21 protein-coding genes are annotated in these 19,273 nt (G+C 41.3%); 6 read left to right on the top strand and 15 right to left on the bottom strand.

Annotated features, from left to right (window positions below):
• Positions 1–47 precede the first annotated feature (47 nt).
• The 4 genes from PseudUWO311_RS17505 to PseudUWO311_RS17490 all read left to right on the top strand — a co-directional run bounded on the left by PseudUWO311_RS17505 (position 48) and on the right by PseudUWO311_RS17490 (position 2,295).
• Entirely contained in the window at positions 48–527 is a 480-nt protein-coding gene (locus PseudUWO311_RS17505; RefSeq protein ID WP_142656524.1) for a DUF1579 domain-containing protein, read from the top strand.
• Between the two features lie 102 nt (positions 528–629).
• Entirely contained in the window at positions 630–986 is a 357-nt protein-coding gene (locus PseudUWO311_RS17500) for a YciI family protein (RefSeq protein WP_142656523.1), read from the top strand.
• Between the two features lie 270 nt (positions 987–1,256).
• Complete coding sequence (locus PseudUWO311_RS17495) at positions 1,257–1,688, top strand: YciI family protein (protein ID WP_142656522.1); 432 nt, start codon at positions 1,257–1,259, stop codon at positions 1,686–1,688.
• A gap of 196 nt (positions 1,689–1,884) precedes the next feature.
• Positions 1,885–2,295, top strand: a complete 411-nt coding sequence (locus PseudUWO311_RS17490; protein WP_142656521.1) for a VOC family protein — start codon at positions 1,885–1,887, stop codon at positions 2,293–2,295.
• An 83-nt stretch (positions 2,296–2,378) separates the two neighbouring features.
• Here the strand turns inward: PseudUWO311_RS17490 and PseudUWO311_RS17485 are convergent, their stop codons facing one another.
• The 5 genes from PseudUWO311_RS17485 to PseudUWO311_RS17465 all read right to left on the bottom strand — a co-directional run bounded on the left by PseudUWO311_RS17485 (position 2,379) and on the right by PseudUWO311_RS17465 (position 4,529).
• On the bottom strand, positions 2,379–2,837 hold the full coding sequence (locus PseudUWO311_RS17485; protein ID WP_190303548.1) for a glutaredoxin family protein: 459 nt from the start codon (positions 2,835–2,837) through the stop codon (positions 2,379–2,381).
• 284 nt (positions 2,838–3,121) lie between these two features.
• Positions 3,122–3,568: an HNH endonuclease gene (locus PseudUWO311_RS17480; protein WP_142656519.1), complete on the bottom strand. Its 447-nt coding sequence runs from the start codon at positions 3,566–3,568 to the stop codon at positions 3,122–3,124.
• Between the two features lies 1 nt (position 3,569).
• Positions 3,570–3,830 (bottom strand): hypothetical protein, encoded by a 261-nt coding sequence (locus PseudUWO311_RS17475; protein WP_142656518.1) that lies wholly within the window; start codon positions 3,828–3,830, stop codon positions 3,570–3,572.
• Between the two features lie 225 nt (positions 3,831–4,055).
• Positions 4,056–4,238, bottom strand: coding sequence for a DUF4926 domain-containing protein (locus PseudUWO311_RS24925; protein WP_142656561.1), 183 nt, complete (start codon positions 4,236–4,238; stop codon positions 4,056–4,058).
• Positions 4,239–4,277: 39 nt separating this feature from the next.
• The gene (locus tag PseudUWO311_RS17465) at positions 4,278–4,529 is read right to left on the bottom strand and encodes a type II toxin-antitoxin system Phd/YefM family antitoxin (RefSeq protein ID WP_142656517.1); all 252 of its coding nucleotides are present in this window, start codon (positions 4,527–4,529) and stop codon (positions 4,278–4,280) included.
• 196 nt (positions 4,530–4,725) lie between these two features.
• Here PseudUWO311_RS17465 and PseudUWO311_RS17460 point away from each other — a divergent pair, with 196 nt between their 5' ends.
• Both PseudUWO311_RS17460 and PseudUWO311_RS17455 read left to right on the top strand, forming a co-directional pair.
• On the top strand, positions 4,726–4,968 hold the full coding sequence (locus PseudUWO311_RS17460; protein WP_142656516.1) for a type II toxin-antitoxin system ParD family antitoxin: 243 nt from the start codon (positions 4,726–4,728) through the stop codon (positions 4,966–4,968).
• 168 nt (positions 4,969–5,136) lie between these two features.
• Positions 5,137–5,910 carry an Rpn family recombination-promoting nuclease/putative transposase gene (locus tag PseudUWO311_RS17455; protein ID WP_142656515.1) on the top strand — a complete coding sequence of 258 codons (774 nt, stop codon included), beginning with the start codon at positions 5,137–5,139 and terminating at the stop codon, positions 5,908–5,910.
• Here the strand turns inward: PseudUWO311_RS17455 and PseudUWO311_RS17450 are convergent.
• The 10 genes from PseudUWO311_RS17450 to PseudUWO311_RS17405 form a co-directional block, all read right to left on the bottom strand.
• Positions 5,905–6,138 (bottom strand): tetratricopeptide repeat protein, encoded by a 234-nt coding sequence (locus PseudUWO311_RS17450; protein WP_142656514.1) that lies wholly within the window; start codon positions 6,136–6,138, stop codon positions 5,905–5,907. The genes PseudUWO311_RS17455 and PseudUWO311_RS17450 overlap by 6 nt on opposite strands.
• 99 nt (positions 6,139–6,237) lie before the next feature.
• On the bottom strand, positions 6,238–6,822 hold the full coding sequence (locus tag PseudUWO311_RS17445) for a glycine zipper family protein (RefSeq protein WP_142656513.1): 585 nt from the start codon (positions 6,820–6,822) through the stop codon (positions 6,238–6,240).
• 292 nt (positions 6,823–7,114) lie between these two features.
• Positions 7,115–9,445 carry a GTPase gene (locus tag PseudUWO311_RS17440; RefSeq protein WP_142656512.1) on the bottom strand — a complete coding sequence of 777 codons (2,331 nt, stop codon included), beginning with the start codon at positions 9,443–9,445 and terminating at the stop codon, positions 7,115–7,117.
• A complete protein-coding gene (locus PseudUWO311_RS17435) occupies positions 9,442–9,873 on the bottom strand; it encodes a DUF29 family protein (protein WP_142656511.1) in 432 nt (143 codons plus the stop codon). The genes PseudUWO311_RS17440 and PseudUWO311_RS17435 overlap by 4 nt, the downstream gene beginning before the upstream one ends.
• A gap of 3 nt (positions 9,874–9,876) precedes the next feature.
• A complete protein-coding gene (locus PseudUWO311_RS17430; RefSeq protein WP_142656510.1) occupies positions 9,877–10,401 on the bottom strand; it encodes a hypothetical protein in 525 nt (174 codons plus the stop codon).
• A gap of 141 nt (positions 10,402–10,542) precedes the next feature.
• Positions 10,543–13,359, bottom strand: coding sequence for a cyclic nucleotide-binding domain-containing protein (locus PseudUWO311_RS17425; protein WP_142656509.1), 2,817 nt, complete (start codon positions 13,357–13,359; stop codon positions 10,543–10,545).
• 89 nt (positions 13,360–13,448) lie between these two features.
• On the bottom strand, positions 13,449–13,901 hold the full coding sequence (locus tag PseudUWO311_RS17420) for a fasciclin domain-containing protein (RefSeq protein ID WP_142656508.1): 453 nt from the start codon (positions 13,899–13,901) through the stop codon (positions 13,449–13,451).
• 180 nt (positions 13,902–14,081) lie between these two features.
• Positions 14,082–15,398, bottom strand: coding sequence for a CO2 hydration protein (locus tag PseudUWO311_RS17415; protein WP_142656507.1), 1,317 nt, complete (start codon positions 15,396–15,398; stop codon positions 14,082–14,084).
• An 88-nt stretch (positions 15,399–15,486) separates the two neighbouring features.
• Entirely contained in the window at positions 15,487–17,010 is a 1,524-nt protein-coding gene (locus tag PseudUWO311_RS17410; protein WP_142656506.1) for an NADH-quinone oxidoreductase subunit M, read from the bottom strand.
• Between the two features lie 174 nt (positions 17,011–17,184).
• Positions 17,185–19,020 carry an NAD(P)H-quinone oxidoreductase subunit F gene (locus PseudUWO311_RS17405; protein WP_142656505.1) on the bottom strand — a complete coding sequence of 612 codons (1,836 nt, stop codon included), beginning with the start codon at positions 19,018–19,020 and terminating at the stop codon, positions 17,185–17,187.
• Between the last annotated feature and the right edge of the window lie 253 nt (positions 19,021–19,273).

The following is a 19,273-nucleotide window of genomic DNA, read 5'->3' as shown; positions in this document are numbered from 1 at the left end:
TGAAAAACTTGATTAACTAATCTTGATTAACTATTTAGGAGCAAAATATGGACGCTGAACCTCAAAAAGAACATCAATGGCTCGATAAATTCGTTGGCGAATGGATTTCGGAAGTCGAATGTATGATGGGACCTGACCAACCACCATCGAAGAATCAAGGAACTGAAATCGTCCGATCGCTTGGCGGACTTTGGGTCGTGGCAGAAGGTGAGAGTGAAATGCCCGATGGTAATCGTGGTACGACCATTATGACGTTGGGCTATGACCCAAGAATCAATCGGTATGTGGGAAACTTTATCGGCTCAATGATGACGCATCTCTGGATTTACAATGGCGCTCTTGATGAGTCGGAAAAGATTCTCACACTTGATACAGAAGGACTAAACTTTAGCCAGAGTGCGATCGCGAAGTATCAGGACATCATTGAGTTTGTTAGTGATGACCATCGGATCATGCGATCGCAGATTCTTGGTGATGATGGCAACTGGCAGCAGTTCATGACAGCGCATTATCGGCGTAATCATTAGCTCGCAACAAATATTTCGCGATCAATCCTGAAATATATGTAGCTCATGCTATAGATTGAGCTATGATTACCGTGCAATAATCATAGCTCTAGAGGATCAATCATGAAATATATGTTGCTCATTTACAGTGACGAAAACGCATGGACAGAAAATGAGAGAGAGCAATGCTACACGGAGTCAGTGCATCTCACCCAAGATCTGAATGCGAACGGTCAATACTTGGGCGCTTCACCTCTGCAATCTGTTGTCAAAGCAACTAGTGTGAGGATTCGTGACGGAAAACGACTAGTGACCGATGGTCCCTTTGCCGAAACGCGGGAACAACTTGGCGGCTACTTTTTGATCGATGCGACCAATCTCGACGAAGCGATCGCGATCGCCGAACGCATTCCCACAGCATATAAAGGCACTGTTGAAATTCGCCCGATTGTAGAGCTGTCAGGTCTGCCATCAGAATAGTTGTTAGAGGTATACGCACTCAACATTGCCCATCAGCTTATAAAAAACTTTTCTAGAAAAATTTGCTCAACTTGTCGATCTCCTGCCAGTCTGTTCGACTAGATAGTAATACCAATTCACGAAAGTGTGACAACACTTTTGTGAATTAAAAACTAAACCCAGTAAGGTTTTCCAAATCAAGAAATGGCTATGCCATTTCTTGATTTGGAATAAAGCAAAGGTTGAGACTCTCTTAACTCTACATAGCAATAGTAAACAGGAGATTGAAAGATGAAAGTCATGGTTATGGTCAAAGCGACCAAAGACTCAGAAGCTGGCGTGATGCCCAGCGAACAACTGCTTACTGACATGGGTAAATTCAACGAAGAATTGGTCAAAGCAGGGATTATGCTGGCTGGTGAGGGTCTGCATCCTAGCTCAAAGGGAGTGAGGATAAGATTTTCAGGAGCAAATCGTAGCGTCATCGATGGGCCATTTACAGAGACAAAGGAGCTAGTGGCTGGCTACTGGCTCTGGCAAGTACAGTCAATGGAAGAGGCGATCGCATGGGTCAAACGGTGTCCCAATCCCATGCCATCAGAATCAGAGATTGAGGTTCGTCCGCTTTTTGAGGCGGCAGATTTTGGCGATGAATTTACACCTGAACTTCGGGAACAGGAAGAATGCATCCGTGCTGAGGCTGAGAAGATCAAGAATTCCTAAAGTGTGTATTTTGAGAAATCCATGTGCGATCGATACATACAAATTCATAGAAACAGTTTATTCTAGCTGTCGATCGCACAAACTCCAGTTCGACTAGATTGTTGAGCGATGATTAAAACTTGGTTAGCTAAACCGAAATCTTGCTTGGGATCTCAACTCCACTGAAAAATCAACAAATAAAACAAAGGAGTCCATCATGAAATTAAGTCCATATCTCTCTTTCAACGATGAATGCGAAGCTGCGTTTAAGTTCTACGAACATTGCCTAGATGGCAAAATCGATGCGATGATGACCTTCGGAGATTCGCCTATGGCGGAGCAAACGCCACCTGAAAAGCTTGATAAAATCATGCATGCCTCCCTAACCGTGGGTGATACGGTACTGATGGGCTCCGATGCTCCGCCTAATTACTTTGAAAAACCGCAGGGTTTCTCTGTATCGCTCGTATTAAACGATCCCGATGAAGCAGAGCGGGTTTTTAATGCTTTGGCAGAAAATGGAACAGTGCAAATGCCAATCCAAGAAACCTTCTGGGCTGCTCGTTTTGGGATGCTTGTCGATCGCTTTGGCACTCCATGGATGATTAACTGCGATCTGGCTGCCTAGTTATACTAATTCCCGAAGGTATGACTACAGCTTAAACCCAGAAATGGGAAGCGGCGCATTGCGCCGCTTCCCATTTCTAGATTTTATTTTCTTGCTGAAATTACTTCCGTTACATCGGGACGGATCATGACCTGCTTATTGACGGAAATAACTGGTAAGCTGACTGAAGAAGAAGTATCCTGTCCAGCGAACCTCAACGCAGTCCACATCTCGTCTGACATTGCATCATTATCGACATCCCGATATTGATAGGGAATACCCAATTGATTGAGTTCCTCTAGCATTTGTTGAGTCCATCCACAGGATTCTCTACCATATACCAAGACTGTATTAGATGCGTTCAGTAATTGTTGTGAATTTCTGATCAGAGAACCCTTGTATATAACAAAACATTCCGTCTGACCTGTTTTTGGATTTACCCAATAGTTGGGACAATCTATTGATTGGGCTGATACTTTTGTGGGCATGGATGCGATCGCAATGGCTACACATATACCAAATAGAGGTAAGCGAGAGATCTGCACTGAAGTGAGGTTAAACATAATTTGCTGCTTCCTGATTTGAGATGCTATTGAGGATGTATATCTCGCGGTCAGATAGCTATGCAGATGTGATCCCAAAACACAAAATGGCGTATCCATTTTGTGTTTTTAAAACCCTTACAGGGTTTGGTTTTTAATTCACGAAAGTGTAGCCACACTTTCGTGAATTGGTATGAGAGGGCTTTGTGCTTAAATCTGCACCAATAAAGTTTTGCTAGGTTTTTTCTGTTGCTAAAGTGTGGTTAAGTTATGGAAAAGATAGTAGCCACGAATGAATTTCAATATTACAACTTGCAGATTCTCTTTTTTGCTACGTCTAAAGGATATCTATCAACTTTTATTAATAACTGTCTTTCTAAGACTCTTTCTTCATTATTGAAATCAAGGATACGTGCTGTTACTTCGCCAATATCTGTAACTGACTGAATCATGGCTCCATCCAGTTGAAAGTGTTCTCCCCAAAAATCTCTGCGAGGATTAAAGAATCTGACGAGTTCGCCATTTCGCCAATTAATCGATCCTAAATCTGTTCCTTTTTGTAGATTACAGAATGTGCAAGCATAACAAAGATTGTCTGGTGTAGTATCTCCGCCATGCTTAACACTGATGATATGGTCAACTTGGCAACCAGAAGATCTATCTGCTGAAGAAATTAAACAATATTCACAGATGCTGTCAGCACGTTCAATGACTAAACGCCTTAACTGAACGCTAATATAGGTGCGCGTCATTTTATTTAGGCTCAGGATTAATGTATTTATAAGCTTTGGCTTTAGCTAAAGTCAAGATATGTTCTAGGGTCAAGAAATTATCTAATTCTCGCTTATCTTCTTTGGTAAGCTCATTGTTTTTGGCGCTGTGAATTAAATCCTCTAATCGATCTTGTGCGGTTTCGGAAAGGCGAAAGTCAATTAAGCTTTGGGGTGTAGTGCCAGCAGCAATAAAATCTACGATTTCGTCGTAAACTTTGACCGTTTTGACTGATGTATTCATAGCTGTGTCCTTTTTCTTAATTTTAAACTATGTAATTTGTTTTAGCGATCGCTATTCCTTGAAGTTCTCGGCAAGTTTAATCGCATAGTTCATCAATGTTTGCTTTGACATAATCTACCGCGATCTGATGCGTATTATTTTTAGCTTAATCCTATGTTTTGAGACAATATCAACCAACAAAAAAACAAATCCACCTTTTTTCCTTTTCCTTTTTCCTTGATCGCATTAGGCAGAAACTAATTGTCTTTCTTGGATGGGGTGATGATATAAAACCATTAACTGTCTTTCTGTTAGGGTTTCTATGGCATAGGCTCTTCCATTGAGGTCGCTAAATTCGACTTCAAAGACTTTGGGTTCGTAAAATTTCTTGGAGTTTCGCTTTTTGTTTAGATGTGAGTTCGCTGATATCTTTTTGAGCTTGTTTAGAAAAGAGGACTCTGTAGATTTTCATCCAAAGACTTGCTCCATAGAGAGTGCTTCTCCTGCTTGATATTCTTGGCGTGCCGATGCAACTTGGTTGAGCAGGTTTGGTAGTTGCATTAATTCCGCAGTTTCAATTAGAGATTCCCATTCTTCTTGAGTAATCAGAATATAACTACGATTTTCACGAACGATCGCTACTCCTTCTGGTTCTTGACCTGCCCGATCGCATAGTTCATCAAGGTTTGCTTTGGCGTAATTTAGTGTGACTTGATACATATATTTTTAGCCTAATCCTATGTCCTAAGATAACATCAACCAACACAACTCAAAAAATCCACATTTTTTCCTTTTACCCTTTTCCTTGATCCTCTGAAGCCAAATGATCGCATTTTGAGTCGTCGGATGGTCTGATCCTAGTTCTTGACTAATGCTAAAATCGTTGATAGTACTTTAATTCATCTTGAAAAGGTTTATGAATGTAAGTTTTCCAATACCAAAGGAACTTGAGTCCTATGTTCAAGGACAGATTCAGTCTGGAACTTATAATACTGTGGCGGATTATTTTCTGTCTTTGCTGAACCAAGATCGTCAGAGGAAGGAGGCTCAGACAAAACTAGTGAGTTTGTTACAAGAGGGGTTGAACTCAGAGCCTGAACTGGTAACTTCAGCTTATTGGCAAGATCTGCGGTTGTCGGTACTTGGAACAGAGCTGTAGCAGGTATAGCTTTTCCGATAATTGTTCGCGATCGCGCAACCCAAGATATCAGGCGACAGGCAAATTATATTTTAGCGATGGGAAATCGAGATTCGGCTGAAAGATTTCTAGAATTTGCTGAGTATGCTTTCGCTCAGCTAATGATAACTTCTATTTTATTGTTTTCTCATGCGAACTGACACGATTTTTTATAAACTCTTTCAAACTTTTAATACGCTGCTGTTTGAACTTCTCAATCAACCGTTTGAAGAGGGATATGAGTTTATTTCAGTGGAAGTGAAAGAGAAGGCTTTTCGATTTGATGGCATCTTTGCTCCTGATAGGATAGACAAGCCGATTTACTTTGTAGAGGTACAGTTTCAGAAAAAAGCTAATTTCTATTGGGAATTTCTCAGCGAGATTTTATTGTATCTCAGTCAATATGAGCCAGAAAATGATTGGAAGGCAGTTGCAATATTTGCCGATCGCCAAGTTGCTCCCACCAAATTATCAAGTTTTCAGCAAGAGTTGATTGATAATCAACGTTTAATACCAATTTATCTCGATGAGTTGGGTGAGTCTGAGTCAGTGGCGATCGCTATAGTTCAGTTAATTACAAGCCCAGAAAGTGATGCGCCGAAAATTGTGCAGGGTTTGAAGCAGCAAAACTTAAATCCTGATATTATGGAATTAGTCGAAGCTGTGCTTGTGTCCAAATTTAAAAACTTAAGCCGCGAGGAGATTGAAGCGATGTTTACACTCAGTGATATAAAAAATACCAGAGTATATAAAGATGCTTTGCGAGAAGGCGAATTAAAGGGTTTGCAAAGAGGACTAAGAAAAGGCTTGCTAAAGGGTCGCCAAGAAATCGCTCTAAATTTGCTGAAGTCTGGTATGGATATTGAGCAAGTTGCTCAGGTTACTGGCTTAAAAGTTGAGCAGGTGCGTCAGTTGCAATCATAGAGATGCCTCACGGATCGCCTGAAGCCAACTGAGTGCTGCTTGAGTATTGGGATGCTCAGTGCCAAGTTTTCGTTCGTAAATTTGGATGGTGCGTTGGATGGATTGCAGGGCTTCGGGATGACGTTGGGTATTTTTATTTTGATAGAGGGCGGCTAAGTTGAATAGACTGGCGGCGACATTGGGATGGTCTGTTCCTAGTTGGCGTTCCCTGATAGAGAGCGATCGCATAAAGAGAGGTTCGGCTTCGTTTTACTTCCCTTGCGATGAGTAAGTTTTTTGCTTGCTACTAAAGTTTGATTGAAAATAAAATATTTTATTTTGATTATTTTAAAGTTTTACAAGAAAGTCATTACACCATGTAACCATTTCTTCTTCACTTAATTCAATCAAATTATTTTTTTCACTGCAATATTTAGTTGTGTTTTTAAGCAAAGTCTTTATTTTATGCCAATCTAGTTGTCTCCTGTATTCATCTTCAATTTTATAACCATACTTTGCATAACCACAAAATAAACAAGCGGATAAATAAGCCAAGCAAAAACTAGAAATACAGTTTAAGTTAGCTGAACTCAAATTAACCTCTATTTTTGTGTCTTTTGTTGTTAAATAACCTATCCCTGCTCCTATCAATGACCCTGTTACTGCTCCTATTGCTGTTCCTACCAATGGAACTGCACTGCCAATTACAGCGCCAAGTCCTGAAAATATTGCAGTCTTAGATGCGGCTTCATTAGAAATATGCGTGATGTTAAAATCATTCGCTGAGATTACTTCTTGAATGTCTGAGTGTTTAATGTTAACTGCAATTTCAAATTCTTTTTGTGTTTCTTCGATAAACTTTCTTATTATTGACAAAGCCATTTTAGAGCAGTCTTCTTGAGCGTTCTCTCTTTCTTGTTCAGTATTTGCCACTTGAAACTTAATTTTTCTACAATCAATTAAACAACTAGAAAATTCGGTACAAATTTTTTTTAATTTTTTTAATTTTTTGTCTTCATAAATTTCCAGCGCAGAAGCAAAAGACTGATTCTTTTTAAAATCTCCAGATAAGCTCTCTGAAACAAATGAATATAGTGAATCTATTTTTGATGGTTTATCCCAAAAACAATCAAAATCGAGATAATATTTGACATCTTGATCTTTAAAGAATTGCTTCCACTTGGGTATTCTATTTTTCTTGTCAGAAGATATAGAATTAGACTGATTAATAATAGCTATAATTTTTTTTGTTTGTATTTTTAATTTCCTCGATCTCTCTTTGTGTTACCTCATCGTGAAGATTTTCTAAACTGACAACATAAATAACTATGTCAGATATTTTTATTTTGTTAATTGCTTTTTCGCATAGATCAATTGTTTCTTCTGTCCATTTGTTTTTGCTTAATATTTCTCTTTTAGAGAGTAATTTCTCCTCTTTTTCTCTTCTGTAAGATTGGTATTGATCAATACTGATAAACCCTGGACAATCGACTAGCTTTATATTAGTCAAGCATTCGTGTTCTTCTGGCTCTATAGTACTTCCTGCTTTATCTTCTACAATTCCAACTTTGTCTCTAACTAATGTTCGGATAAAACTTGTTTTGCCAGTATTACGATAACCAACAACAGCTATCTTAATTTCTTCTTTTACAGAGTTTAATCTCTTTTCTTCTTTTTGTTTTGCTTGTTTGTCTTCTTCTTGTCTTAATTCTTTGATTTCATAACGCAGATCATAATCATGCTTATCATTAGATAAATTCTCACTTTCTTTTTCGTGCTTTTCCAAATCAAACTCATAATATATGTCTAACTTAAAGTTAAGTCTTGTAGCCTTGATCACATTCTTTATCTCTTCACGCATTTCACCTGCCTTTTTGTATTTTTGAATAGCTTGCTTAAAATAATCAACTGCGTCATTATATTTTTGATTCATATTGTAGATATGTGCAAGCTTGCTACAATCTTGAGCAATATCAGAATGCTGCTCACTATAAAACTTTTTTCTGATCTCTAAGCTTTCAATTCCCCAATCCTCTGCAATAGAATATGAGCCTATCTTCTCATAGTAATCTCTAAGGCTACCAAATCCACGTAATACATCTTCTATAAATTCATTATCAGATTTACAGATATCAAATATTTTCTCTCTGTCTTTAAGAATTCCTAAATGTGGTTTCAAATAACTGGTAGCAATGTTTGATGAGTTTTCATTATTAGATAAATTATTGCAAAACTTAATTAAACTGCAAATCAATTTATCCTTGATATTTGACCATTCAGAATGTTTTTGGTATTGAAATTTAAAATACTCTCGTAGTAATTGATGTAAATGATAAAAATGGACATCCTCTAGAAAGATTACTTGCAATAAATTTATATTCAATAATTCACCACGAGCCTTTTTTAAGTCTTCTTTTGTTATTTTTGGATTATTTTTTTTCAAGGTTTTATTGATAAATTTAGTCAGGCGGCTGCTTTGTATATTTTCTAAACCATTGATAAATTTAGTCAGGCGGCTGCTTTGTATATTTTCTAACTTGAAGAGTGCTGCATTTTCAGCTAGTTCCCAAGGAATCGGCGCTAAGGCAAACAAACCCAGCATACAAGCCAAACGTTGAGCCAAGGGTGACAACTCTTGCCAACTCAAGAAAAATGAAGCCGCCACATTTAGATTTTTGGGTAATAACTTCCTTTCTTCATCAGTAATTTGCGAAAGCTGCACCATACATTCTCCTTGCAAGCGTTGCAAGATCTCAGAAATACCAGTATCTAACTGATTCGGCAAAGCCAAATACCGCCCCACCAACTCGATCGCTAAAGGCAACCGCCCCAACCACTCACAAAGCCTCTCGATTTCCGCATCATTCCCCCGACGCGGATCGGCTTCAGGTAAAAACGACTTTAGTAAATCCACCGCCGCCGCCAACACCAACACATCTAACGTGTATTGCTGATCCCATTTCCCCAATACCAACCGCGTCGTCGCCAACACCCAAAACTTTCCATTCTGAGGTGGCAAAAATGGATTCACGTCGTCAGAACTTTTCACATCATCTAACACCACCAACATCTGCCCCTCCAAGCGATCCGAAAGCCGCCGCCAGCAATGTCCCGCCAACTTTTCGCCACTATCTAACCCATCGGGCATCATTTCCCCAAGCTGTATCTGTACAAAATCCTGTAATTGGGTCGGCAAAGTCCCCTCATTTGCCCGTAACCAACAGATTCCACCGCTATAGTCCGTCAAAAAATGCCGTAGCGAATATTGAAGGGCAAGTTCTGACTTCCCCACACCCCCCATCCCTTTCACAAAAGCTACTGCCGCCACCCTCTGATTTTTCTGTAAAAGTTCATGTACTTTTTTCAGGTCATCATCCCGTCCCGCAAAAAAAGTCACATTAGTCTGCGGCAAATTGATCAGGCTGCCCCCCGTCAGTTTTGCCTCTTGAATAATTTGGTTGTAGTTGATTGTCTGTGCGAAGTTACCAATTGTGAGGTCGCGCGCCACATCATTACCTTGTAAAGCCGACTGTTGATTTTTCGGATCTGTCGTCATGTTGCCTCACCCAAAATTAAAGCGATCGCCTGATTAATAATAGCCTCGCAATCGACCATCGCCGCTAGTTGTATGACTGTATAACAACCACCAAAAGCCTCAGCCGCCGCACCTGATATCGCCACCCGATAAGCATCGCTGATTGCTTCCCGCAATTCTTCCTTAGTCAGATAGCTCCCTCCTGCTTTACGGCGACGATTTGTTTTCTGAATTTCATAAACAGCATTTTCAATAGAAGCATCCCACGATCTCGTTGTTCGTCCTTCCGCTTGGCGCTTGATTAAATGCAATAGGAGAATCTTGGCAAAACTGGAAATTTTATTTAATTTGTCATCTTTGCTCATTTCTGTCATCTCCTCCACCAACAGCAAAGCATCAGAGATATTGCCACTGAGCAAAAATCCCTTTAGTTCTAACAACTCTTCCATCGCCTAAGCCTCCTGAGTTAAATCACCCAAATCGATATCATCCGTTACTTTGACATTCTTTAGCATCGTCTGCTCAACTGAGCTACTGCCAGATGGCGCTGTTTGCTTCATTGATTTTGCTCGAAGGTTTACGCCCTCAATATCACTAGCCATCACTTGTACAATTTTAGGCGCAATTATAGCCTGTGCCGCCAACTCTTCAACCCTAGCTGCTAGCTCTTGATTACTTTCCAAAAGCGATCGCACCTCATCCAATAATTTCACCACATCAGGATCATCCGCGATCGCCTCGACATCAATCACTGCCTGCTGGTAATCAATCTCTTGCCCTTTACCAAGTTTCTTTACCGTATCAGTGTTAGGAGATTTCCGCTTTAGCATTGCCCATAATCTCTGTGAAATATTACCAACCCCATCAGTAATATTTTCACCAATCTTAGTCGTTGCTCCATCACTAACTCTACTCAATACTCCAGAATCAACAATAATTTTGATCGCTGCCACAAAAATAGTCGTAATTGCATCCATACTTCGATCACAGATTTGCCAATATTTCTATTTTATATCAACAAACTTCATCTCTAGGAATTGAGCGATCGCTAAACTTAATTGCCTTAAAGCAGAAATGTTTTATGGCGCGGTAAAGGCGCGCCATAAAACATTTCTGCTTTATCTTGTAGTCTGGAACGATCGCATAAATTTTTGCAATTGACGGCTTTCTAGTTCGAGAACACGACGGGCAAAATCGCGATCGCGATCGAGAAAAGCATCAAAGGCATCAACAGGAACCGCCAAAATTCGCGTGATTTCACTATCTGCAATGATTGTATTTTGAGAATCACTATGGGCTAAAACCTCTAGCTCATCTAGGGTTTGTCCAGACTTCAGATGCTCAACACGCACTACCTCACCCTGAGAATAGAAATTAATCTTCGCTGAGCCAGTGATTACCAGCAACAACTCACGACAAGTATCACCTGCTTCCGTAATCACCTCATTCGTCGTAAATGCTCTCACCTCAGCGCGATCGGCAAGCCCTACCAACGTTTCACCATGCATCCGATGGAAGAAATCGCTATTAAAGAGATGCGCTACTTTCTCTAACATCGGAAATGCTGTGAGCGGTGGGGAACTATCAGACAGTGAGAGTACGATCTTGGCGGTCTCCTGCACTAAGATCGAAGTTTGCAGACTGTAATTACGAGCGATCGCCTTACTTTGCTCAAGATTCAGTTGGGCGGTGATATACAAACAAGCAGCTTGCATCAAAGGATTTTGATCATCCAGTAAAGGCTCTAGCGATCGCAAAATCTCCTCAATAGAATAATCGAGCTGACAGACAGTTGCTTGTCCCTGCGATGGATGTAAACATTGCAGGATTTCTGGAGATAAGCGATCGCTCCAGCTCTCAGATTCTAAGGCTTCCACCAAAACTGATGGTGCTAATTGTCCTAACTGTTGAGCAACTGCGATCGCATCGGCATCATTTGGGAAAGTCTCCAGAGTTCCTAAAATAGTCCGCACAATTAATTCCTTTTTGTGAGTAATGCTATCCCACAAAAGTCTCAGTACAGTCTGATGTTCTTGAATGATCGGCTGATGTAAAGCTCGATAACAGAAAATCAAAGATGGTAACTGGGCGACTAAAAACTCGGCTCTACGCAGGTTTCCCGATTCTGGAGAAATGCCATCCAAAATCCAAGCTTCTTCCTGCGGATTAATCGCATATTGGCGGCGTAAGGCTCGTACTTGAGCTGAGTTCTGCTCAAGTAAAGTATCGGAAGAGTTATCAAACTGTTGCTTTTGCAATAGCATCAATCGCTCCATTGATTTGCGATAGCCCGTCAAGCGAATTTGATTTTCTAAACTACGTTTATGATCAGGGTTTAGCAACTGTGGATCTTCAATGCCTAGTTCTTCTAGTACTTCACGGTGTTCATCATCAGTAATGCCAAGTTCCTGACGTAATTGTTGCAAGACCTCTAAACTGCTGGAAGAATCGACATATCCTTCTTCCAAGGCTTCACGCACCACTCCTTTATAGGCAGTGTGGCGCTTTTCTCTAGTGAAGCTAGGCAAAACCTTTGCCAAGATATAAACTTCATGGGTATTCAAATCGCTGAGCGATCGCCCTTCTAAAAACTGGGAAACATTAAGTTGCAACTTCTCTAATTGCTTACGGAAGCGACTGGCTAAATTCTCCCGTGAATAGAGGTCGGGGCTACGCTGCCAAGTTTTATACACCCAAAGCGTACTGAGCAGAACTAATCCCAAATCATAGATGTATTGGCCCCAAAGTGGCATCAAAGCGACTAACGGACGACCGCCAAAAATAAAGAAGAAGTTGAAAATTGTAAATGTACAAATAGTAAAAATACGATGACGAATGACTTCCCTAGATAGCTTGAGATGGCGATCGCCGCTGTAAATCCTGATCCTCTTTTCAATCCAGCGACCTAAGAAATAACCAACTGCGGTAAAAATGCCCAGCGTTAAAGGTACAGCAATTAATTTAGGAATATTAACCGCCTGTCCAAATAGATAGAACCCTGCACTAAACAAGGTTGCCAATTGGTCAGTTTGCCTTGCCCATGCACCAGAGAAATAATAGTCCCAATTACCTGCATAGAGATAGTAATAGACAAAATAGCCAGTCACTAAACCGACATAGCCATATCTCAGAAATGATTCTTCAGGTTTGCTCAAGCCATCCCAATACACCCGCTCAGAGTCGATATCCAAGCAAGGATTTTGACAAGCCACACAGGCACTTTGCTCTTTGCCATCGGGCATTACAGTTCGACACATCGATTGCGTAATCAACTGATCGCTAGTGTGAGCACTGCTGCTAAATAGTCCCCCTGGTTCACTGTAAACGCGCTGTACGGGAGCCATCGGACAGAAGTAATTGCACCAAGACTTACCGCCATAAAGATAACCAACTGCGATCGCAGCAGCAATCGTCGTCAATATCCATAGAGCCAGCACCAAGCGATCGGCATTAAAAAATAAAATCCGACCGCATAGCCCTGCGAATAGCCAGCCAAACTGCACATAGGGATAGTTTTTTCCTAGCCAAGAGTCGGGCTTTACTTTGGCTAACTCATAGCGAACCTTGCCAGTTTTGGCATTTTCGCGTTTAAATTGACGCTGCCAACCCAAGGCGCGAGGGATTTGTGATAAAAATGAGAGCGGACAAATCCGCCGCCATAACTCATGCCCAAACACCAACAAAATGAAAATCGCCGCAGGGACAACCGCACCCCAGAATATAGTTGTACCTAGGGCATAGGGCTGTTCTACTAAGCAGTTACCTTGTACCGAGATACAACTATCAGTTAACCTTAATGGACTCCAAGGATGATTGGAGACTGTAAATTGAGGAGTCCAAGGATCGTAAAATAATGACGCGATGATCAGTAACCATGCGATCGTTAAAATCCAGCGAATCAAATGCATTCGCCGTTCAGATAGCTGTCCAAACATAAATATTTTTTTGATAAAGAAAGAAAAAAGTTCAATATAAAAAAGCGTTAAAGATCCTGCACGGCAGGATCTTTAACGCTTTTTTGTGATTACACAACACCGACTTTGCCAGATTCCATAATTGGATAAAACCAATGAGGACGCATCAGCATGACGTTATCGATTACATGAATCACGCCATTCTCAGCTTCAATATCAGCAGCTATCACCGTGGCATTATTTGCCTCGAAGCTTTCTTCGGAGACATCAATATCAATTTGTGTGCCTTCTAAAGAAATCAACGATTTGACACCGATTAAATCTTCTTTTTTGTATTTTCCTGAAACAACATGGAATGTCAGAATCCTTGCTAGTTGAGGAATATTCTGAACTAATGTGGTGATTGTTCCATCAGGTAATTTGGCAAAAGCATCATTAGTAGGTGCAAATACGGTAAAAGGACCTGGGCTTTGTAATGCTTCCACTAAGCTCGCAGCCGATACAGCGGTGACGAGTGTGGTGAATGCTTCGTTACTAACAGCAATATCAACAATTGTGGCCATATTTAATTCCTTTTATTAATTACTTTTTAACAACTTATGACTTACACTGCCCTGCACTCAAGTGTGGGCTAAAAGCTTAAACCTTTTGCAACGGGTTGCTTGACAGTATTTTGTAGTCCACTTCAGTGGACTTGAGCTTTTAGCCAAGAACTTGAGTTCTTGGCTTGTTTTGTGTAAGTTCTACCGATAATTTTGATCCTGAACCATCCCTATTCTGGCAGCTTTATCCATGCCATATTTAGGATTACAGAATCGATTCAGTTGTCCTTCAAAATAATGACGATTTGCCAAAAGATGTTTAGGATTAGGATCATCTAAGGGATAAAGCAACGCCGCTCTTCCCGCCTGAATTACTGCCGAAGTCACGTTGTACATCGATCGCTGAAAACTGACAGCTAACTGAATTAGCATGTCATCTTCACCGCGACAATGTTGTTTGTAATAGTCAATCAGATATTGCGGCAAGAAGTGGTACATGTCTTGATGCAGCAATGTGGGCGGAATACCTGCGGAGCCCACAGGGAACTTATCCGCGTACAAAATTCCAAAGTGAAAATCATTCTGATCGTTAGGCACTTCGTGAGCTTGAGCATTGTAAGACTTCGTACCACGGAATGGGGAAGTGCGGTAAAACACTGCCTCGACATAGGGGAAGGCTGCCTCATAGAGCCAAGTAAATCCCTTGGATTTGGGGACAATATCAATCCATTCATCGCCAATCTTCACGCGGTGATAAATGGGACGACCCGCGATCGCAAAGATGCCATTTACCAAGAAATCCATCGCATCAGGCACGCCCTTAAAGCCACCTTCATCGTAAATATCCGACATCTCAAAGAACACGGGAGCCATGATTTCCCAAAATAGCCCAAGCACCGAAGTCATGGTTGATTGGCGACATTGCTCCATGAACATATCAGGAAAAAGTTTGTATAATCCCAACATCACTGGATTATTTTTAAAGAAAGCCCGAATGGCGCGATCGGCATTCTGCTTATATTCTTCAGAATCCATGTAAGGCTCTAACTCGCCGCCCATGCCTCGATGCCAGAGCATTGCGCGCATACATTCTTCCGCAAACTCCATATTGATGCGATCGTGATAGAGATGATGAAAAATCTTGGGAATTTTGGCTTTGAGTTCTCCCTTATCCATGAATTCTAATAATTCTGGATGAGCCGTCGCTTCGCCTCGCCAAAACCGCAAATCAGCAGTATCGCCAGCATAGTGATTAGGCAAATCTAAATATTCTTGGGGAAGAAAATATTTAAAGGCAGGAATTGGCTCTAAAAATACTTGTTCAGCTATGTATAGTAAATCCCGCCAATAGAAGTCCATCGGTACAGCATATGCTTTGTAAAGTCCGATAATCTGCATGAGATTTTCGGGCGTATCTGGCAGCATTGAGCCACCTGCTTCGAGGCGATGAATGACTTCTGCGTAGGGATGGGTGGAAGGCGGTAGCTTGGTTGTGGGTTCCGTTAAAGTAGCTGTCATCGTTGATTACCTTTTATATATCTAAATGGTTGATTCTAAAATTGCTTCTGAACTTGCTGCTAATAAATCGACATCTTCATAAATCGCACTAATTGCGATCAGTTAAAGAGTTGCTGTCTTCATTGATGAGACTTGTACTAGCTACAATCGCTGTGTCAGGAACACGAGCGATGATCTGAACGGCACTTACTTCACTCCAACGCACTAACCAAGATGGTTGCACTCCTAAAATCACAATTAATGCAGTCAAAATCAGTGCTGGCAACTGCTCAATACCTGAAACTTTAGGGTAGTAAGCGGTGTGATTATCCAATTTACCAAAGCAAGTACGATTGAGCAGAATTACGAAATAAACAGCTGTAAGCCCTGTACCGATCATCGATAAGATCGTGGGGATAGGGAACTTGCTAAAACTACCTTGGAAAATCAGAAACTCTGAGATGAATCCAATCAGCCCAGGAATACCCGCGCTTGCCATACCACCTAAGATTAGCAATGCACTGGTAGAAGGCAAACCGCGTATGGGATTAAGTAAGCCATTCAGAACATCGAGATCTCTTGTACCAACTTTTTCTTCAATCACGCCGACTAAATAGAACAGCAGTGATAGAACTAAGCCATGACTTACCATTTGAATGATCCCGCCGACCATGCTTAGAGGTGTGGCAGCAGCAGCAGCAAGGAGAATGTAGCTCATGTGACCGATGGAGCTATAGGCAACCATGCGTTTGATGTCCTTTTGCGCGATCGCAACCATTGCGCCATAGAGAATTCCTAAGCCTGCCCAAACTGCAATCCAAGGTGATAGTAAAGCCCAAGCATCGGGGAATAAACCGACACAAAAGCGAAACAAACCGTAGGTTCCTAATTTAGCAACAATGCCTCCGAGCATCATTACCGTTGGGGTTGTCGATTCTACATAGGCATCGGGTAGCCATGTGTGGAATGGTACGAAAGGAGCTTTAATCGTAAAGCCTAGTAGCAATACCACTAGGAGAGTGACTTGAATCTCAATCGGTAACGAAAGAGTTTGTAATGTCGCATAGTCAAAAACTGGCGTAGGATTTGCCGATAGCCATCCTAAAGCTAGGAATCCGACTAAAACGAGAATCCCTGAAATAGCAGTGAAGATCAAGAACTTCATCGCCGCGTAACTACGTTGTCCGCCACCCCAAACTGCGATGACTAAATAGAGAGGAATTAACTCTATTTCATAAAACAGCACAAATAGCAGCGTATTGGTGGAGAGAATTGCGCCACTTACACCAGCATGAATCAAGAGCATTAATACATGAAAGAGTGTATTGCGTTCTTTGATCTGCCGATCGCAAAAACAAACGATCAACCAAGTGAGCAACCCATTTAGAACCACTAGTGGTAAAGATAGCCCATCAACGCCAAGGCTGTAGTTTAAGCCAAGATTTTCTAGCCAAGGCAAATTTTCTGTTAATTGGAAACCCGAAATCTTGATATCGAATTGTCGCAAAAGGATGAAATCAAGAATTAAGATCGCCGTTGCAACAATTGCCGATCCTTTTTTAACTTGACTTTGCGGGAGAAAGGCGATCGCTAATGCCCCGATCACAGGCAACCAAATTAGAGCGCTGAGCATAGTGTTATTCCTAAAGTAGAGATTCAGATTTAGAAACCATTTAAGAATTACTTTCTAAGGTTAAAAGGTCTAAGAGATCTCCCTCAATCCCCCTTAAAAAGGGGGAAGAATTGATTCTCCCCCCTTTTTAAGGGGGGCTGGGGGGGATCTAAATAAATTCTTAAATGGCTTTGCTTAGAGAGTCCAATTGAACAGTAATAAAAGTAGAACGCCAATGCCGACCATAATCGTCAGTGTATAGAGCTGTAACTGACCAAAGGTGCTGTAGCGGAGATTTTGACCACTAAACAGAGTCGCTAATCCAAAGAAATTGCCTACTCCATCGACAAAAAAGCGATCGAACCAGTACATCCCTTTCGATACACCATCTACTAGTCCCACAATTGTGACCTTGTAGAGTTTTGGGGTGTAGAAATCATTGGCAAAGAAATTCTGTAAGCCTAACCAAGGTAAAGTTACAGGCTTAGGAACTTGCTGATTGAGATAGAGATATGCACCTGTAGCCAGCCCTGCAACACTTGAGCCGATTAGAAGCAGGGCATCAGGACTAAGCATCTGCGTCCAGTTAGGAATAACGCCCCAAGCGATTAGCATTTGAGGAACATGCAATACTACACCTGCCATTATGGTCATTGGTATGACAATCAACCATAGGGGCTCTACGGACCGTTCCGTCATCTGCTTGGGTTTACCTCCCCAAATCAGACCAAATACGCGCATAAGACTGAAGGCAATCAAGCCATTAATTAATAGCAGCAATTCTGCTAAAGCAGGGTTGTCTTGCCAGAGAGAGTTAAGCAAATCAACCATAGCCCAGAATCCACCCAATGGAGGCAATCCAATCAATCCGATCGCACCCACTAAAAAGCAGATTCCTGAAATCGGGCGGCGATTCCATAGCCCACCCATCAAAGTTAGATCTTGACTAATGTTGTTGGAAATAATGCTGCCTACTGACATTAGCAAGAGCGAGATCGCTAAAGCATGGGACAAAATCAAAATATAGGCACTATGGGTATTGCCAGTACCAACGGAGATAAAGATTAGTCCCATAAAGGCACTGGTTAGATATGACAGAGAGCGTTTCACGTCAATCTGCCCAATCGCAATTAGCGTTGCACCTAATGCAGTTGCTGAACCAACGGCAATAATTGCTTGTTGAGTAAAAGGTGACAATGCAAACAAAGGCTGAAGTTTGATCAATACCCAAGCACCTGTAGCGACAACTACTGAATTCCGCAGCACAGTACTTGGTAAAGGCCCCTCCATCGCCTCATCTAGCCAAAGATGTAAGGGGAATTGGGCGCATTTTCCCATCGGACCAACCATCAGGGCTAGGGTGACTAAGGTTATCGTCGTTGGGTTAACATCTGTAGTCTGAGCCCATTCGGCTAGCTCCGTAAAATTCCAAGAGCCAGCTAAGGGCAGTAAACCAACTACGCCTACTAGTAAGAATAAATCTCCTACTCGCTTAGTCAAAAAAGCATCTCTCGCCCCAGTTACTACCAGTGATTGGTTGTACCAAATACCGACAAGGAGATAAGTTCCAAGGGTCAAAATTTCGAGAATGACATAGCTGAAAAATAGGGAATCACATAGAACCAAGGAACACATCCCTGCTTCAAAAAGTGCCAGTAGCGCATAAAAGCGACCCCAGCCCCAATCCATTTCCATGTAACCGACCGCATAAATCTCGGCAAGCAGGTTAATCCCAGTGACCAAGATGATTGCGCCAATAGTGATTTCTGAAATCTGTAGGTCGATTGTAAAGTCTAGTCCTCCGACCGTAAGCCAAGGAAAAGATAATAAATGTGCTGGCTGTCCCCAAGCTACAGTCAAAGCGACGATCGCATGAACTAATGAGCAGAAAGTCATGAAAATATTGATGTAGCCTGCTGGTCTGGGTCCCGTTTTGCGCGTGATGCTGGGAAACCAGATGATCGATAGCATTGCTCCTATCAGGGAATAGCAGGGAATCAGCCAGATCGTGTCCAGCCAGTTATTTATCATATTAAGTCTATCTATTTACAAAAGATCGTAATTAAATTTCTATGATTATTGCAAAGATATCTCTAAATGAAAATAGGGGTAATCATCAATCTTTATCTATGATTACTATAAGAAAAGTTGAAAACGCCAAAAAAAGTGCAATACGAACACTGAGGATCATAGGAATTATACAATCAGACCCGAACTTGAGGTTTATTTACTGTAGCCGTAACTCTTATGTGATTTTTTATTTAAAATTTACCCCACCCTAACC

Source organism: Pseudanabaena sp. UWO311, assembly GCF_006937785.1.
Lineage (GTDB): Bacteria > Cyanobacteriota > Cyanobacteriia > Pseudanabaenales > Pseudanabaenaceae > Pseudanabaena.
Note: the sequence above shows the minus strand (reverse complement) of the source record. Positions and strands in the feature narration are given on the sequence as shown.

What these genes read in the sequence shown, in the direction of transcription:
- PseudUWO311_RS17465 (WP_142656517.1), bottom strand. Translation starts at nt 4,529, where the DNA reads ATGTATCAAGTCACACTAAATTACGCCAAAGCAAACCTTGATGAACTA.
- PseudUWO311_RS17450 (WP_142656514.1), bottom strand. Translation starts at nt 6,138, where the DNA reads ATGCGATCGCTCTCTATCAGGGAACGCCAACTAGGAACAGACCATCCC.
- PseudUWO311_RS17415 (WP_142656507.1), bottom strand. Translation starts at nt 15,398, where the DNA reads ATGACAGCTACTTTAACGGAACCCACAACCAAGCTACCGCCTTCCACC.
- PseudUWO311_RS17485 (WP_190303548.1), bottom strand. Translation starts at nt 2,837, where the DNA reads ATGTTTAACCTCACTTCAGTGCAGATCTCTCGCTTACCTCTATTTGGT.
- PseudUWO311_RS17495 (WP_142656522.1), top strand. Translation starts at nt 1,257, where the DNA reads ATGAAAGTCATGGTTATGGTCAAAGCGACCAAAGACTCAGAAGCTGGC.
- PseudUWO311_RS17455 (WP_142656515.1), top strand. Translation starts at nt 5,137, where the DNA reads ATGCGAACTGACACGATTTTTTATAAACTCTTTCAAACTTTTAATACG.
- PseudUWO311_RS17480 (WP_142656519.1), bottom strand. Translation starts at nt 3,568, where the DNA reads ATGACGCGCACCTATATTAGCGTTCAGTTAAGGCGTTTAGTCATTGAA.
- PseudUWO311_RS17460 (WP_142656516.1), top strand. Translation starts at nt 4,726, where the DNA reads ATGAATGTAAGTTTTCCAATACCAAAGGAACTTGAGTCCTATGTTCAA.
- PseudUWO311_RS17410 (WP_142656506.1), bottom strand. Translation starts at nt 17,010, where the DNA reads ATGCTCAGCGCTCTAATTTGGTTGCCTGTGATCGGGGCATTAGCGATC.
- PseudUWO311_RS17420 (WP_142656508.1), bottom strand. Translation starts at nt 13,901, where the DNA reads ATGGCCACAATTGTTGATATTGCTGTTAGTAACGAAGCATTCACCACA.
- PseudUWO311_RS17505 (WP_142656524.1), top strand. Translation starts at nt 48, where the DNA reads ATGGACGCTGAACCTCAAAAAGAACATCAATGGCTCGATAAATTCGTT.
- PseudUWO311_RS17490 (WP_142656521.1), top strand. Translation starts at nt 1,885, where the DNA reads ATGAAATTAAGTCCATATCTCTCTTTCAACGATGAATGCGAAGCTGCG.
- PseudUWO311_RS17440 (WP_142656512.1), bottom strand. Translation starts at nt 9,445, where the DNA reads ATGACGACAGATCCGAAAAATCAACAGTCGGCTTTACAAGGTAATGAT.
- PseudUWO311_RS17430 (WP_142656510.1), bottom strand. Translation starts at nt 10,401, where the DNA reads ATGGATGCAATTACGACTATTTTTGTGGCAGCGATCAAAATTATTGTT.
- PseudUWO311_RS17500 (WP_142656523.1), top strand. Translation starts at nt 630, where the DNA reads ATGAAATATATGTTGCTCATTTACAGTGACGAAAACGCATGGACAGAA.
- PseudUWO311_RS17405 (WP_142656505.1), bottom strand. Translation starts at nt 19,020, where the DNA reads ATGATAAATAACTGGCTGGACACGATCTGGCTGATTCCCTGCTATTCC.
- PseudUWO311_RS17425 (WP_142656509.1), bottom strand. Translation starts at nt 13,359, where the DNA reads ATGTTTGGACAGCTATCTGAACGGCGAATGCATTTGATTCGCTGGATT.
- PseudUWO311_RS17475 (WP_142656518.1), bottom strand. Translation starts at nt 3,830, where the DNA reads ATGAATACATCAGTCAAAACGGTCAAAGTTTACGACGAAATCGTAGAT.
- PseudUWO311_RS17435 (WP_142656511.1), bottom strand. Translation starts at nt 9,873, where the DNA reads ATGGAAGAGTTGTTAGAACTAAAGGGATTTTTGCTCAGTGGCAATATC.